This is a genomic window from Paenibacillus sp. WC2504 (genome assembly GCF_052682475.1).
On sequence record NZ_JBQZFH010000001.1, the window covers coordinates 8,126,772 to 8,142,780 of the forward strand.

General features: G+C 47.9%; 12 protein-coding genes. 8 read left to right on the forward strand and 4 right to left on the reverse strand.

The genetic code is table 11. From position 1 onward, the window contains the following. The first annotated feature begins 56 nt into the window (after window positions 1-56). From ACUN27_RS37200 to ACUN27_RS37225, 6 genes are all read left to right on the forward strand, one after another. On the forward strand, window positions 57-3,227 hold the full coding sequence (locus ACUN27_RS37200; protein WP_445560578.1) for an FG-GAP repeat domain-containing protein: 3,171 nt from the start codon (window positions 57-59) through the stop codon (window positions 3,225-3,227). A gap of 70 nt (window positions 3,228-3,297) precedes the next feature. After that, a complete protein-coding gene (locus ACUN27_RS37205) occupies window positions 3,298-3,555 on the forward strand; it encodes an acyl carrier protein (RefSeq protein WP_315955616.1) in 258 nt (85 codons plus the stop codon). Window positions 3,556-3,562: 7 nt separating this feature from the next. Next, the gene (locus tag ACUN27_RS37210; RefSeq protein ID WP_445560579.1) at window positions 3,563-4,762 is read left to right on the forward strand and encodes a hypothetical protein; all 1,200 of its coding nucleotides are present in this window, start codon (window positions 3,563-3,565) and stop codon (window positions 4,760-4,762) included. A gap of 136 nt (window positions 4,763-4,898) precedes the next feature. Continuing rightward, window positions 4,899-5,789, forward strand: coding sequence for a hypothetical protein (locus tag ACUN27_RS37215; protein WP_445560580.1), 891 nt, complete (start codon window positions 4,899-4,901; stop codon window positions 5,787-5,789). Between the two features lie 117 nt (window positions 5,790-5,906). Then, a complete protein-coding gene (locus tag ACUN27_RS37220) occupies window positions 5,907-7,061 on the forward strand; it encodes an MBOAT family O-acyltransferase (protein ID WP_445560581.1) in 1,155 nt (384 codons plus the stop codon). Window positions 7,062-7,109: 48 nt separating this feature from the next. Further along, window positions 7,110-8,078, forward strand: coding sequence for a sugar phosphate isomerase/epimerase family protein (locus ACUN27_RS37225; protein ID WP_315955612.1), 969 nt, complete (start codon window positions 7,110-7,112; stop codon window positions 8,076-8,078). A 112-nt stretch (window positions 8,079-8,190) separates the two neighbouring features. Here the strand turns inward: ACUN27_RS37225 and ACUN27_RS37230 are convergent, their stop codons facing one another. The 4 genes from ACUN27_RS37230 to uvrB all read right to left on the reverse strand — a co-directional run bounded on the left by ACUN27_RS37230 (window position 8,191) and on the right by uvrB (window position 14,085). Then, window positions 8,191-8,394, reverse strand: a complete 204-nt coding sequence (locus ACUN27_RS37230) for a DUF2759 family protein (RefSeq protein WP_315955611.1) — start codon at window positions 8,392-8,394, stop codon at window positions 8,191-8,193. A gap of 298 nt (window positions 8,395-8,692) precedes the next feature. After that, the gene (locus tag ACUN27_RS37235) at window positions 8,693-8,854 is read right to left on the reverse strand and encodes a hypothetical protein (protein WP_315955610.1); all 162 of its coding nucleotides are present in this window, start codon (window positions 8,852-8,854) and stop codon (window positions 8,693-8,695) included. Window positions 8,855-9,167: 313 nt separating this feature from the next. Then, window positions 9,168-12,050, reverse strand: a complete 2,883-nt coding sequence (uvrA, locus tag ACUN27_RS37240; protein ID WP_315955609.1) for an excinuclease ABC subunit UvrA — start codon at window positions 12,048-12,050, stop codon at window positions 9,168-9,170. A 37-nt stretch (window positions 12,051-12,087) separates the two neighbouring features. Further along, on the reverse strand, window positions 12,088-14,085 hold the full coding sequence (gene uvrB, locus ACUN27_RS37245; RefSeq protein ID WP_315955608.1) for an excinuclease ABC subunit UvrB: 1,998 nt from the start codon (window positions 14,083-14,085) through the stop codon (window positions 12,088-12,090). Between the two features lie 294 nt (window positions 14,086-14,379). Here uvrB and ACUN27_RS37250 point away from each other — a divergent pair, with 294 nt between their 5' ends. After that, on the forward strand, window positions 14,380-15,180 hold the full coding sequence (locus ACUN27_RS37250; protein WP_315955607.1) for a flagellar motor protein: 801 nt from the start codon (window positions 14,380-14,382) through the stop codon (window positions 15,178-15,180). Beyond that, window positions 15,164-15,985 (forward strand): OmpA/MotB family protein, encoded by an 822-nt coding sequence (locus tag ACUN27_RS37255; protein ID WP_157318501.1) that lies wholly within the window; start codon window positions 15,164-15,166, stop codon window positions 15,983-15,985. Before ACUN27_RS37250 ends, ACUN27_RS37255 begins: the two co-directional genes overlap by 17 nt. Window positions 15,986-16,009: the final 24 nt, after the last annotated feature.

Here is a 16,009-nt window from a genome sequence, read left to right on the forward strand (position 1 = left end):
CGAAAATACGCATTTTAAAAATTGTTATCGGACTAGCCCTCGGTTTCCTATTGGTAGTGGACCTACTTCTATTTTTGCCAAAAATAGAGGAAACCAAGCTTCTCTACGCAACTAGTGGAGATTCGTATGATACGGCGGCTTATGGCAATTTTTCGCAGAGCTTGCAGGCTGGCATTTCCGTAAATAAGCAGAAGCTGGCAGCCCTATCCGTTAGAAAGCTGAAAACATACGATGCTATCTATCTCGACCCGGCGCTAGCCGAAGATCCCGCATGGACGGAGCAGACAGCAAAGCTCGTAAGTTATGTAAAGCAAGGCGGACATTTGCTAGTCGAAAATGGATTTGCCCCCCGCTTGCCACTTGATTTCATTGGAGCTTCAGAGCTTGTTAATTTGCAGAAAGTTTCGCTTACAGGTTTAGGAACGCCGCAATTGGCTGCAAATACGCCAAGCCTTAGCTATCCTAAGGTTTCTATGAATCTACAAGGCGTGCAGACAACCTTTCAATTGTTTACCGAAAGCTACCTCAAACATCATACGATAGAGGATCTTCCGGGTTTTCATATGGGGTATGGGTTCATTCCGTCTTCAGGACAGACCCTTGTCGCGATGAATGTGTCCGGCAAAGCTGTTTCACTGGCTATGGAGAATCGTGTAGGAAAAGGCACTGTGCTGATCTCTAGCAACTTCTTGCCTAACCGCTACTTTCCAACCGGTTACGACATGCAAAGCGGTGCTGACCTGAACCTGGGCTTCGCTCAACTGGCAGCCAAATATCAAGCCACTGGCAAATCAACGCCGGGGACGACTTACTTCAATAAAAGAGCTTTACCGATTGATCCATATTTCAACTTTGATTTCGCAGCGGCCAACATGCAGTATCGCAGTGAGCTGCTGTCGTATGTAGCCAAAGAGACGTTAGGTTACAGTGTTCGCAAAGTGCTCGGCCCTTATGGCAGACCCGCCATGGCCTTTCAGAATCACTTTGAGGCGATGCCGGCCATCCAGCACAAAGACGGCATCGCTTGGTCCGAGGAGCTCAAAAAGTATAACGAGATTCCCTCGTTCACCCTCGTGCGCAATGCCTTCTATTGGGGGCAGTGGCGCGAGAGCGTGACGGTGCAGCTCAATACCGGAACGAATGCGCAGCCGACGTTCATCGGGGAGCTGCCCGGCTCGGGCTACGCAAGCGGCCTGCACGTGATGTCAGCCGGCAAGCCGCTGCGGCAGGCGCTGTTCCCGCAATATCGCGATCTGTCGAGCGCGATTGAACTTCCCTACCGCGCGTACCCAGCCGCCGCGGATCTGAACGGCGACGGCCGCACCGACGTGCTAGCCGGCAGCTCGGATGGATTCGTGTACGTCTACACGAATCAAGGAGCCGATCCGGCGGCGTACGCGAGTGAGCCGCCGCCGGATGGCCTGGCGCTGCCGGACACGTTCGGCGCGCCGTCGAAGCTGATGCTGGAGTCCGGCGTGCCGCTCCAGCTCAGCCCTTACAGTGCCGTTCACGCCGCAGACGTGAACGGGGACGGCCGCCCGGACCTCGTCGTCTCTGACGAGTCCGGGGCCGTGTATGTGCTGCCGCAGCTCGCTAGCGGCAGGTTCGCGAAGCCCGCGGCCGTGCGCGCGGGCGGGAAAGCGCTGCAGCTGCCCGGAGGGGCTGCAGCGCCGTACGTCGCCGATATCGACGGCGACGGCAAGCTCGACCTCGTCCTAGGCGGAGCCGATGGACGAGTATGGCTCTACAAGGGCCGCAGCGCAGCGGCCCTTGATCTAGCGGCCGGCAGCGAGATTCTCACGCTGCCTAACAACGCCGCGTACGCTGCGCCTGCCGCACGCGACATGAACGGCGATGGCCGACTCGATCTCGTGGTCGGCAGCAGCGACGGGGACCTGCAAGTCTTTCTGCAAAGCGCCGCTGGCGCTTGGACGAATACGGGTCCCCTGGAAGGCACAACCTTAAACCAGGTCGGCAATCGCGCATTGGTTGCCGGACATAACTCGGTTCCGCTATGGCTGGATCTCAATCACGACGGCAAAGACGATCTCATCGTCGGAGGCATCGAATTCGGATCCCCAGTGGCAATTGATGATCCGCAGTTCCCGTATCAAGCCGAACTGAAGGAATTCATCCAATATGCTCGTGATAACCATCTAGACTTAGATCCGCACATCTTTGTGCACAATTTCAAAAGCGCCGAACAGGAGCAAGCGGAGCTTGCCCTTCATAAGCAAGCCTTCGCCAAGCTAGGCATTCCTTGGCTGCATCCCGGCACGAATCAGCACACATGGCGTATTAATAACGAAGATCATCAGCAAACACTGCGAAGCGAAGAACAGGACGGAATGTGGTATAATTTCGGCTTCCTGCCTTCCGAATCGCCCGTTATTTCCCGTCCTGAATCGATATGGTCGCTGCCTTTCCTGCTGCAAGACAAACAAGGCAGCACGGACCGTACCATGCTGATACATACACCGACGCCGGTACTGCGAACAGGCGACTATGCAACAACCGATGTGTTCGAATCAATGGTCAAGCTGGACATGCCGATTGATTATTTCGAGCACATCGAGTACCATTTTCCCGAACCAGCCAAAATCGCCGATTTGACGCAGTTCGCTGACTATTTTGACAAGCTTCGCACGAAGCATGATTATAACTTCATGACCGAGAAACAAATGGCCAAATCCTTCTTAACCGCTATGAAAAGCGAAGTTCGGATTAGCCAATCATGGGCCTTCTATTTATGGGACAGGCTCAAAGATCGTTTAGCGGGTGGCAGCCCACACTTCCATGCGACTCTGACACCGAATGCGAAGGCAGTGCCTAGCTTGGCTGAAGAGTACGCGGGAACGCTTGGAGTAGTCATAGAAAAAGGCGAGAAACTAGCCTTGTATTCCCTGCAAAGTGATTCAGATACCTATACGACGATTGACAACCGTTTCTATGTAGGATTGGCTGGGCCATCCGTCATCGGCATTGCGCCGACCAAAGAACGGCTGCATATTGTGCGTGCTAACGTACCTTTTTCCCTGACAGAGCAAGGAAATACCCGCAATTTAGAACTCAAGGCTGCGGGATTGCAGCAGGTGAAATTATTCAGTCCTACAGAGCTTGAATTCACTGGCGATGCCAAAATCGAGTATGACGCAGCAAACTATCTCTACACCATTACCCGATATGGGGATGTAACGACCCTTTCGTTCACAAGCAAAACAAAGTGACAATGCATTGCACTACAATCTACTTTTAAAAACAACCTTAAATTTCAATTAAACCAGGAGGCTTTCCATCATGTCTAATGAAGACTTACTAACGCAGCTTGAGCAGCATATTCGCGAGCGTTATGAAATTGCCGAGGACGATGACGATTTTGGCGTTGATGTTCATTTGTTCGATTATGGGTTTATCGATTCCATCGGGGCTACGGCACTGATCGCCCACATTGAGAAGACTTATAACATCCAAGTAACGAATCAAGATCTCATGCTGTACTCCATGAACACGGTAAGCGAAATTGCCGATTTTATTTCCAAGAAGACTGCGAGGTAACCCACTCATGTTGACATGTAAAATTTCTCTAGAAGGCTTAGCCGAAAGCCAGCACGGACAAGTCAAGTATGCTTCCGCCTTTGCCGATGAGCATATTCAGGATATCGCGCTTGTTGACGGCCACATCATCATCACGCACAACTCACCGAATGGCAATGAGGGAATTACAGAGAGAGTCGGACGTTTGATCGAACGTTTCTCCCATGGCGATTTCGGATTCAAAGAAAATATTTTATTCGAAAATAAAGTAGACACTCCTTATGAAGGCGATATTATCGCTGAATTAGTCGAGCGCAAAGCTATTAAGATTCTAGAGCCAGGTCTGTTCATTTTCCGTGAGCCTTTCTCCAGCTTGATGCGCTTCCTGGATTACTCATTCGTGACGAAAATTGCTAAACGATTTGAAGGCATGCAGGAGGAGCAATATCCTGCGGTTATTCATAGTCACACTTTGAACAAAACAAACCATTTCACGTCATTCCCGGAGCATATTCACTTCGTTACGCATTTACGCGAAGATTTGGATGTGATTGAATCGTTCTCCCAATCCATTCGTGATGCTGGCGGTTGGAAGCAAGATGAGCCGTTAGAGCTTGATCCTAACATGGTGAAGCCTAACTTCATGATGAATCCATCCACTTGCTACCATTGCTATGAGGGGTTAGAGAATGAGACGCTTGAGGGTGAAGGCATCGTGGTAACGGCAATTGCCAAGTGCCACCGCTTCGAGTCCAAAAACCACAGCGATTTCGGACGTTTGCTCGACTTCTCCATGCGCGAAATCATTTTCGTCGGCAAACCGGACTTCGTCAAAGAAAATCGCTTGAAATCGATTGAATATCTTAAAGAATTAGCCGTGGAATGGCATGTAGATTCCATGTTGGAAATTGCCAATGACCCTTTCTTCACGAATGATTTCCAAGTGAAGGCTTCCTTCCAACGCAATCAAGAAATGAAATACGAGCTGCGTCTGACGATTCCGCATGTGAAGAAGTCGATTGCCTGCTCTTCTGTCAATTTCCATAGCAATACCTTCGGTAATGCGTTTAATATTAAAATGGGCAAACGCAACGCGGTTACAGGCTGTGTAGGCTTCGGTATTGAGCGCTGGGCTTTCGCATTCTTGGCGCAATACGGATTAGATGAGCAGCAATGGCCGGCCGCTTTCCGCGAGCAGTACCACGCTTGGCAGGAAAAGGCTCTGTAAGGAACCGTTAGTCCCTTTTTATCACTTAATCGTCCTATTCTTCTATTCAAATTCTTACTTGGGCCCACACGCCGACCTTTGATCATTTGAAGTCAGCTGTGGGCCCCATCCTAATCCAAGATAATGAGTGATTCCGTTGAAAGCAGCCACATTTCTTAAAAAGAATAGTTTCATACTCGGCCTGCTGCTAGCGATCGTCGTTTCGGACCTTCTCATCTCCTGGTGGAACCCGATGGTTAGCTCGCGCCGTTTCTACAAAAACGACTTTACCAAAACACTCTACCACCACAGCTGGTCCCAATCGGGTCCGGTTTTCTTCGGTAATTCAGCTGTGACAGGGGCTTACATCGAAGAGAAATCCGATGCCCATTTGGTAGAGATGGGGCTCTCCTATGGGAAGATCACCGATCTTAAAGGGATCCTCGAGGATCATTTGTACCAGGTTCGTGATGAACTGGTGATCGGCATTGATGTTCATACGATGCTAGATCCCCTCGAAACCGATCCGACCTACCAATGGTTCAAACCATGGTATCAGCCCTATGTGTATACGTACCGTGACTATTTCCGTGATTCCGGCGAAGAATTCGTCCGTAATTTAAGAAAAGGAAGCTTAGCCTACGAGCCGCGTTGGATAGATAAAGAGCTGTATCCTGGCCGTAAGGACGATGCCTTCCTTCAGTCGAAGTGGACCGAGTATGACAAACGTTTTGGCGCTATGACCTTGAAAGACTTCCAAGACAATCTAGACGCCCTGCAGTGGGTCATACGCTATGCTAAGGAACAGCAGCTTCCTTTGCGAGTGATTTGGATGCCTTGGAACAAAGGATATGCCGATCCGCCTTACGTGGCTTCCTTGAAAGAAGCGGTAAACGGCCAATTGAAAAACGCCGGTGTACCTGTGTTGGATTTGATGCATACGTACGATCCCAAGTATTTTCATGATCTCGTACACTTAAACCGCGAAGAAGGCGCTCCGATATTTACGAAGGAGGTGGACACATGGTTAAAGTCCTTAGGAAAATAGCCGAAGTCCTCATCTATCTCGTGATGCTGTATCTGGTTTTCATTTATTTTACCGGTAAGGGCCTATTTATCTACGAGAAATTCTAATCAGCCTTTCCAAGCGAGGAGTTCTAAAGCTATGTTTTATATGCAAATGAACGCAATTATCGCTATGATAGGCATGGTTGCCGTTCTGATGCTCACCCGCAAGTGGGCCGACAACAAACGTATTCTAATGATCATTTTCAGTCTCTGCTTTTTACTGCTGTACAGTCAAAAGCTGCTTATTTTCTATGCTGCTTTTACTGTAATCAACTACGCTGGATTTGTGTATTTATGCCGCACGACCGTTTGGCGTAAAGCTACTTTTATCTTTGCGCTTGCCGCTAATATTATCGGCGTTTTTCTAGGTGTCCGGCTTTTCATCATGGGCATTTTTCACAACCCGCTGTTCGACGCCGTCATCTACCTGGGACTCATTTATAATGTCTTGAAAGTGATAGATGCTTATTATTTTGCTTATTTCTTTGGAAAAGACGGCCAAGTGCCTGCCATTGATTATGCGAATTATCTGCTGTTTGTCCCAACTTTTACTTCAGGGCCGATTTTGAAATTCAGAGATTTTATGGCCGATAGCAAAAAGCCGTACACGGTAGACGCCGCCCTCTTTGAAGACAGTGTTAAACGCATTATTCTGGGTTTGTTCAAAAAGATCGTGATCGTCACTTGGATGACCAGCGTCTTCGATCAAGTGCTGAAGCAGGACTTGCACACGCATCAGTCATTATTTCTGCTCGTATGGTTCTATGCACTCATTTACTTTGATTTCTCCGGCTATTCGGATATGGCCATCGGATTTGGGCGATTGATGGGCTATACGATGCCTGAAAACTTCAAACGGCCGCTGCTCTCGCCTTCCATGACCCAATTCTGGCGCAACTGGCACGCGACGCTGGGCGATTTTTTCCGTGATCATATCTTCATGTTCTTCTCGCGTACTGTGCCTTCCCGCTGGGTTGCCTCCAGCTTGTCCATTTTAATTATGGTCTTAATGGGCCTATGGCATGGCTTTACATGGCTTTACTTCTTCTATGGTCTCTATCACGGGATCATTCTTGCGATCGAGAATATTTTCAAAATTACAACGGTAAATAAAAAGAAAGTTTCTAAAACCTATTTTTATTTCCGCTGTTTCGTGACACAAGTCTTAGTGACGTTCTCCGTTATTATTTATAGCTCGAATTATGAGACGGTTCTGCGGATCTATAAAGGCTTGCTTCATTTTACGGGATGATAGTGTTATAATTTGTGTGGTTGTTTACCATTTATGGAGGTGTACCTAATGAAGTTAGGCGTTTTTATGGTTCTGTTTGGTGGAAAACCTTTAGAGGAAGCTCTTGATTATGTTGCTTCTAAGGGCTTAGAAGCTGTCGAAATTGGAACTGGGGGCTACCCTGGTAATGCGCACTGCAACCCAATTGAGCTGCTTGCTGATGCTGGGAAGTTAAAAGCTTTTAAACATGCGGTAGAATCCCGCGGTTTGACGATTAGTGCTTTGAGCGTTCACGGAAACCCGCTTCACCCGCAAAAACAAATTGCAAAAGAATTCCATGATGCTATTATACAAACGATTGATCTTGCTGAGCGCCTTGAAGTCCCTGTGGTTAACACGTTCTCAGGCTGCCCTGGTGACCACGAGGATGCCAAATATCCGAACTGGCCGGTAGCTCCATGGCCGAACGATTTCCAAGAAATTCTTGACTGGCAGTGGGGAAATAAAGTCATTCCTTACTGGACGGAAACAGGGAAATATGCTTCTGACCGCAATATCAAAATCGGTTTGGAACTGCACGGCGGCTTCTCCGTACATACACCGGCTACCCTTCTACGTCTGCGTGAAGCAGCAGGTGACGTGATTGGTGCCAACCTAGACCCGAGTCACATGTGGTGGCAAGGAATTGACCCTGTACAAGCCGTACAAATTCTTGGCCGCGCAGGAGCGATTCACCATTTCCACGCGAAAGACACATCCATGGATGTTAACAATGTCAACCGTTACGGCGTTACGGACATGCAGTCTTATGCAAACATGCTTGATCGTGCATGGCAGTTCCGCTCCGTTGGCTACGGTCATGACATGAAAGTATGGGCTGACATCATCAGCGCATTGCGTCTTGTCGGTTACGACTACGTCGTGAGCATTGAGCACGAAGACGGATTGATGTCCGTTGAAGAAGGCTTCTCCAAAGCTGTTCAAAACCTTCAGCAAGTTCTGATCAAAGAACCGCTTGGAGAAATGTGGTGGGTATAAGCGGCTAACCGCTTACTCTCTTCCTGACCATCAAAAAAGCCCGCAGGCACCGATGATCTTACGATCTTGGTCCTGTGGGCTTTTATCTTGTAAAGCATAGGTTAGCTCTGAATTACCAGCCTGTAATCATGACATAATCCATGAGGCCGAATACGAGCAAGGCAACTGCCGCGAATCCTAGGGCAAAGAAATTTTTCTTAGGGGAGATCAATTGTCTGATGAACGCAATGGCAATAATCACTGTGAAAATCAAAACGTAAATATCAAAGCTTGTATACGTACTTGTTGTTGCTGCTGCTGCTTCCGCGAATAACATGGTGAAACCCTCCTTCTAATAACTCGGTGCAAGGCACACGTCCTGCTATTTTAATTCTATGTTAGCTTGATTGGACACTAGATGCAAGTGATTAGGCGCATGTGTAACAAGTTTGTCACCTTTTGGTTAGATTAACCACCTGCTGCGGAAAATATTACACCTTTAAGGTTACAATGCCCTTCTTTTTCCCCCTTTATTACAGCTCGTGTTTACCCAGTATGGATTCAAAATCAAAGAACCCGAACGTCTCTGGAAGACACTCGGGCTTAGCTGACTATTTTATGTATAGAACTACTTCCTAGGCCATTAATCCATAGGCTGAGAGCGTTTCTTTATGTTCCTCGATTGGTGTTGTTGGCTGATCCTTCAGCCCTATTTCTTTTTCCTGCCAGTCTAAAAAGCGAAATGGATCTATTCCTAATGCAGAAACAATCTCCTGTATTTCTAACGTCGGTTTCATAGCAATCCTCCATGAAGTAATAGATTTGTATAGCTTATATCTCTCGATCCTGAATAGTCAGCTAGGAATATCGTGTTGCAACTACTATCTTAATTATAGGACTATTCACTTATTTTTTGATAGAGGGTTAAATTGTCGAATCCAATTAAGTCTTAACAAAAGCCATGTTAAATAAGTCGGAATTATGAATATTCTGACGAATAAGATCGGATCAGCCCCGTATGTAAAAGATTAACAAAATTGTGTTCGCGTTCTTCCCATGCAAAAAGGCCCCACGGCATTCATCCGTGAGGCCTCGCTGCGATTCGGCCCTTTAACCGACCGATTCTTCCAAAACTTCCAACCGCTTCGCATAGTTCTCCGAGCGTTCCCGATCCCTCTCGAGGATCGGTTTCAAGTACTGGCCGGTATAGGAACCGGCCACCTTCACAACATCTTCCGGCGTACCGGAAGCCACGATCTGACCACCTCGGCTGCCGCCTTCAGGGCCTAGATCGATGAGGTGGTCCGCCGTCTTGATCACATCGAGGTTATGCTCGATGACAAGTACGGTTTCACCGCTCTCTACGAGGCGGTGAAGCACCTTCAGCAGACGATCGATATCGTGGATGTGGAGCCCCGTTGTGGGCTCATCCAAGATATAGATCGTCTTGCCTGTGCTGCGGCGGTACAGCTCCGCCGCGAGCTTCACGCGCTGGGCTTCGCCCCCGGACAGCGTCGTTGCCGGCTGGCCAAGCGTCATGTAGCCCAGCCCCACATCTAGAAGTGTAGTCAGCTTACGATGAATCCGCGGCAAGTTCTTGAAGAACTCGCAGCCGTCCTCTATCGTCATCTCAAGCACTTCTGAAATGCTTTTGCCTTTATATTTCACTTCCATTGTCTCACGGTTGTATCGTTTGCCTTTGCACACTTCACAAGGCACGTAGACGTCTGGCAAGAAATGCATCTCAATCTTAATAATGCCATCTCCGCGGCAAGCCTCACAACGGCCGCCCTTCACGTTAAAGCTGAAGCGTCCTTTTTTGTAGCCACGCACCTTAGCTTCATTCGTATTCGCGTACACATCACGGATGTCATCAAATACACCCGTATAAGTCGCTGGATTCGAACGAGGTGTACGGCCAATCGGCGATTGGTCAATATCAATAACCTTGTCCACGTGCTCAAGTCCGATAATTTCTTTGTGTTCACCAGGACGAACTTTCGCTCCATTCAAATCACGCGCCAGCGTTTTGAATAGGATTTCGTTAATTAACGTACTTTTGCCGGAGCCGGATACGCCTGTTACGCAAGTGAACACGCCTAATGGTACTTTAGCCGAAACGTTGCGCAAGTTGTTCTCTTTGGCCCCTTTAACTTCGATCCACTTGCCATTCGGTTTGCGGCGCGCTGCCGGAATCGGAATGAACTTCTTGCCGCTAAGGTATTGACCAGTGAGCGAGTTCTCATCCGCCATGAGCTCTGTTGGCGTACCTTGGGCAATTACTTGCCCCCCGTGAATACCGGCACCAGGTCCGATGTCGATAATGTAGTCCGCTGCCATCATTGTATCTTCATCATGCTCAACGACGATCAGCGTGTTACCCAGGTTCCGCATATGCTCAAGCGTCTGAATCAGACGCGTGTTATCCCGCTGATGCAACCCAATGCTAGGCTCATCCAAAATATAAAGAACGCCCATTAAGCTGGAACCAATCTGCGTCGCGAGTCGAATCCGCTGCGCTTCTCCGCCTGATAACGTACCCGCTGCACGATGCATCGTTAAGTAATCAAGACCAACATTCACCAGGAATCCAAGACGCGCTCTGATTTCTTTGAGAATCAGGTTCGCGATAGTGAGCTCTTTCTCGTTCAGATCCAGCGTTTTGAACCATTCCTCTGCATCTCCAATGGAAAGGGAGGTCGCGTGAGCAATGTTCTTGCCGTTGATCGTCACGGCAAGTGTCTCGGGCTTCAGACGCTGCCCCTTGCACTTCGGACATGGCTTCGTGCTCATGTACGTCTGAATGTGCTCTCTGATGCCCTCAGAGAAAGTATCTTTGAATCTGCGTTCCAAGTTGCGGATAATCCCCTCAAATGGAACCAACGCCTCCTTGGTCGCTCCCATATCATTCTCGTAGCGGAAGCGGATCTTCTCCCCGCCTGTCCCATAAAGAATGACCTTCATTTGATCACTCGACAACTCGGATACAGGGACATTGCGAGGGATCGAATAGTGATCGCAAACTGCCGCAAGAAACTGCGGATAATAGTTGGACGTGCTGCCGGCCCAAGCTTCAAAAGCACCTTCTTCAATCGTCAGCTTCATATCAGGCACTAACAAATCAGGATCGACAATCATCTGGCTGCCGAGTCCGTCACATTCCGGGCAAGCACCGAAAGGCGAGTTAAAGGAGAACATCCTTGGCGCCAGTTCCTCCACGCTAAAACCGCACTCCGGACATGCCAGATTCTGACTAAACATCAGCTCTTCTTTGTCGATAATATCAACAATAACTCGACCATTCGCGAGCTTAAGCGCTGTTTCCAAAGAGTCAGCAAGACGTGTTTGCACATCCTCTTTGATCACAATGCGGTCAACTACAACATCAATTGTGTGCTTTTTGTTCTTGTCGAGTTCGATCTTCTCGGAGAGATCGATCGTCTCTCCGTTCACGCGTACCCTTACAAAACCTTGTTTCTGTACGTCGGTAAAAAGTTTCGTATGTTCGCCTTTGCGTCCTGAAACAAGGGGAGCCAGAATCTGAAGTTTGGTGCGCTCCGGATACTCCATGATTCGGTCTACCATTTGCTCCACGGTTTGCGATGTAATTTCAATGCCATGTGTTGGACAATGCGGACGTCCGATACGCGCAAACAGTAACCGCAAGTAGTCATAAATCTCCGTTACGGTCCCCACTGTGGAGCGCGGATTTCGGCTTGTCGTCTTCTGATCAATAGAAATAGCCGGTGATAGTCCATCAATGGAATCTACGTCCGGCTTATCCATATTGCCTAGAAATTGTCTGGCATAGGCAGACAATGACTCAACATATCTGCGCTGACCCTCGGCATAAATCGTATCAAAGGCTAACGACGATTTGCCCGAGCCGCTTAAGCCTGTTAGAACTACGAACTTATCACGTGGAATCGTGACATCGATATTTTTTAGATTATGAGCTCTGGCTCCTTTAATGACGATTTGATCTCTAGACACGGGTAACCTTCCTCTCCTATGTGAAACTGAAGCCCATTTAGGCTTCAGCTTTCATTTCCATAATAGCGTCACGCAGCTGTGCCGCCCGTTCGAACTGTAAATTCTTCGCAGCTTCTTTCATTTCGCCTTCCAAACGTTCGATCAAAGAAGCGCGGTCTTTCTTCGACATCTTCGCACCCTTCACATCGGTCAAGTAATCCGCTTTCTGTTCAGCTACCTTCGTAGCTTCAATAACATCACGAATTTTCTTGGCTATCGTTTGTGGTGTGATTCCCATCTTCTCATTATGAGCTTCCTGAATGCTGCGGCGGCGACTCGTCTCACGAATGGCTTTCTCCATGGAGTCCGTAATCTTATCTCCATACATGATAACCCGGCCATCGGCATTACGCGCTGCGCGTCCAATGGTTTGAATCATCGAGCGTTCCGACCGCAGGAATCCCTCTTTGTCCGCATCCAGAATGGCGACAAGAGATACCTCTGGCAAATCAAGTCCTTCCCTGAGCAAGTTAATCCCAATTAACACATGGAAGGTACCTAAACGCAAGTCACGTAAAATTTGCATCCGCTCAAACGTCTTGATATCCGAGTGCAAATAGCGAACTTTAATGCCGATTTCTTTAAAGTAATCCGTCAAATCCTCCGACATCTTCTTCGTCAGGGTCGTAACGAGCACCCGCTCGTCTTTCCGAATCCGATCTTGAATTTCCGCAATCAAATCATCGATTTGGCCCTTGGTCGGTCTCACTTCAATAATAGGATCCAATAAACCCGTAGGACGAATAATTTGCTGTGTCATATAAGGGCAATGCTCTAACTCGTAGGGTCCTGGTGTTGCTGATATATATAAAATCTGGTTAACTTTCTCCTCAAACTCCTCAAATCGCAATGGACGGTTATCTAGTGCAGAGGGCAAGCGGAAGCCGTGATCAACCAGCACTTCTTTTCTAGCTCTGTCCCCGTTATACATAGCGCGAATTTGCGGCAACGTCACATGAGACTCATCGACCATGAATAACATGTCATCCGGGAAGTAATCAATCAGCGTATATGGCGTTGCACCGCGCTCACGGAATGTCAGCGGCCCTGAGTAATTCTCAATTCCGGAGCAGAAGCCCATCTCCTGCATCATTTCCATATCATAGCGCGTTCGCTGTTCCAATCGCTGTGCTTCAAGCAGTTTCCCCTGCTCTTTCAGCTCCGCAAGACGTTCTTCCAACTCTCGCTCTATATTCACAAGCGCGCGTTTCATCGTATCTTCGTGCGTCACAAAGTGAGACGCCGGGAAAATCGCAATATGATCACGCTCACCGACAATCTCGCCTGTCAGTACATTAATTTCCGTGATCCGCTCAATTTCGTCACCGAACAATTCAACCCTAACCGCTTGTTCACCATGCGATGCCGGGAAAATCTCAACAACATCCCCGCGTACACGAAACGTCCCGCGCACAAAGTTCAAATCGTTGCGCTGATATTGAATGTCCACAAGCCTGTGTAAAATCTCATTGCGTGATTTCTCCATCCCTACGCGTAAAGAAAGCAGCAAATTACCATATTCCATCGGCGAACCCAAACCATAAATACACGACACACTCGCAACGATAATAACGTCACGACGCTCAAATAAGGAGCTGGTCGCGGAATGGCGAAGCTTGTCGATCTCTTCATTGATGCTGGAATCTTTCTCGATGTAGGTGTCGGAGGAGGCAATGTAGGCTTCAGGCTGGTAGTAATCATAGTAACTAACGAAATAGGAGACGGCGTTGTGGGGAAAAAACTCTTTAAATTCGCTGCACAGCTGTGCGGCCAATGTTTTATTATGCGCAATAATCAAGGTAGGGCGGTTCAACTTCGCAATAACTTGCGCAGCAGTGAACGTTTTCCCTGTTCCTGTAGCTCCTAAGAGCGTCTGATGTCTGTTGCCGGCTTGAATGCTTCGAACAATCTCTTCAATGGCTTGTGGCTGATCGCCTTGTGGAGCAAAATCAGAAACAAGCTCAAATTTCTTAGAGCTCTTAACTAGTTCACTCATCCATAATCACCTACACTTATTGGTAATAAATCGAACTTTTATCCTATTCATTTTCGTTTTGTAATTTCCGATAAAGAAGTTTATGGAACCTGTCGTACATATATGATGGTAACATTTTACACTCATCATAAGAATGTTTGTTCTGGTTTTTCCATTATACTCTTTTTAAATCTTTGATGCAAACGGCAATATCTGTTACGGCCTGAATCCATCATCACGAGTCACCAACACACTATCATCAGGCCACTTGTAGGGCCCCCAATTCTTTTTATGCTAAATAGGAGTGGTACAGTCATGGATTTGACAACGGTTTTAGGATTAGTCTTAGGTCTTGTAGGTTTAATTGGCGGTTATATGTGGGATGGCGGCCACATTAGTTCATTGATTATCCCGAGCGCGATGTTAATTGTTTTCGGCGGAACATTTGGAGCGGTAGCAGTCAGTTTCCCTCTTTCTATTCTCGCCAAAATCCCCAAGGCTCTGGGCATTGCTTTCAGAGAAGTAAAAAGAGATCCATCTGCTACGATTGAAGAGCTAGTGGAAATGGCTTCGATTGCACGAAGAGAAGGTGTACTGGCTCTCGAGCAGCGCGCTCAGGAGCATACCAATCCTTTCCTGAAAGACGGTTTGCTTATGGTCGTAGATGGAACAGATCCCGAATTGACCAGACAAATTCTCGAGCTCGAAATGGATGCCATTGAGCACCAGGTTGATAATATGGCCAAAATATTCGAAGCTGGAGGCGGCTATGCCCCAACGATGGGGATTATCGGAACCGTTATGGGACTTATTCACGTTCTAGGCAATCTCGAAGATCCTTCGAGTCTCGGCCCAGCCATCGCTGTTGCCTTCACAGCTACACTATATGGGGTTATGAGCGCCAACTTAATTTATCTGCCGCTTGCGACCAAAATTAAAGTGCGCGGTAAGGAAATGGTTGCCGAAATGGAACTGATGCTTGAAGGCATTCTTGCTCTGCAAGCCGGCGAAAACCCGCAATTGATTAAGAAAAAACTGACCTCCTTCCTCCACGAGAAATCGTCCAAAAAAGCACCAACGGTAGAGGAGGAAGCCGATTATGGCGAGGAGAAGTAAGAAGCAAGAAGAGCACGTCAATCATGAAAGATGGCTCATTACCTATGCTGACTTAATCACCCTTCTGCTCGTTTTCTTCATCATTATGTATGCGATGAGTAAGGTCGATGTTCAAAAGTATGCCGTTCTGGCGCAAGTATTAAACCTGCAGTTCCAGAAAGCCGACTCTGTTTTGGACAAAGGAAGCGGCATTAGCGGCCAAATGACTCCGAAGCAAGGCGATTCCGACAGCAAGGACAAAGATTATACGAAGCAAAATATAAACGATCAGAAGGAAGAAAAAGATAAAGCAAAACCTGATGAGAACGAGAAAGAAAAGCGCGAAAAAGAACTCCAAGATCTTTTGAAACAAGTACAAGCTTACATTAAAGATCAAAATCTGGAGGCGCAAGTGTCCGCAAGTGATACAGAGCGCGGTGTAGCGATTACACTGAATGATTTGTTCTTATTTGATTTAGGAAAAGCGGATCTCAAAGGTGGCTCAGCCCCTATTCTGCAAAAGCTCGCCTCTCTCTTCCCGACGCTGAACAGTAAGGTAAGCATTGAAGGCCATACCGATGACTTGCCGCTCGCAACAGGCTCTCCCTACAAAGATAACTGGGGACTCTCGTTCGCTCGCTCCCTATCGGTGCTGCGCTATTTCAGTGATACGGCCAAGCTGGATGATAACAAATTCATCGCGACAGCCTACGCGGATACAATGCCCAAAGTTCCAAATGACAGCGATGAAAACCGCAGCAAAAACCGCCGCGTTGAAATCATTGTCCTACGTGATGGGCTAGCTCCTACCAGCGTTCCCAAGTAAGCGAAAAAGACCCTTCCTCTCGAA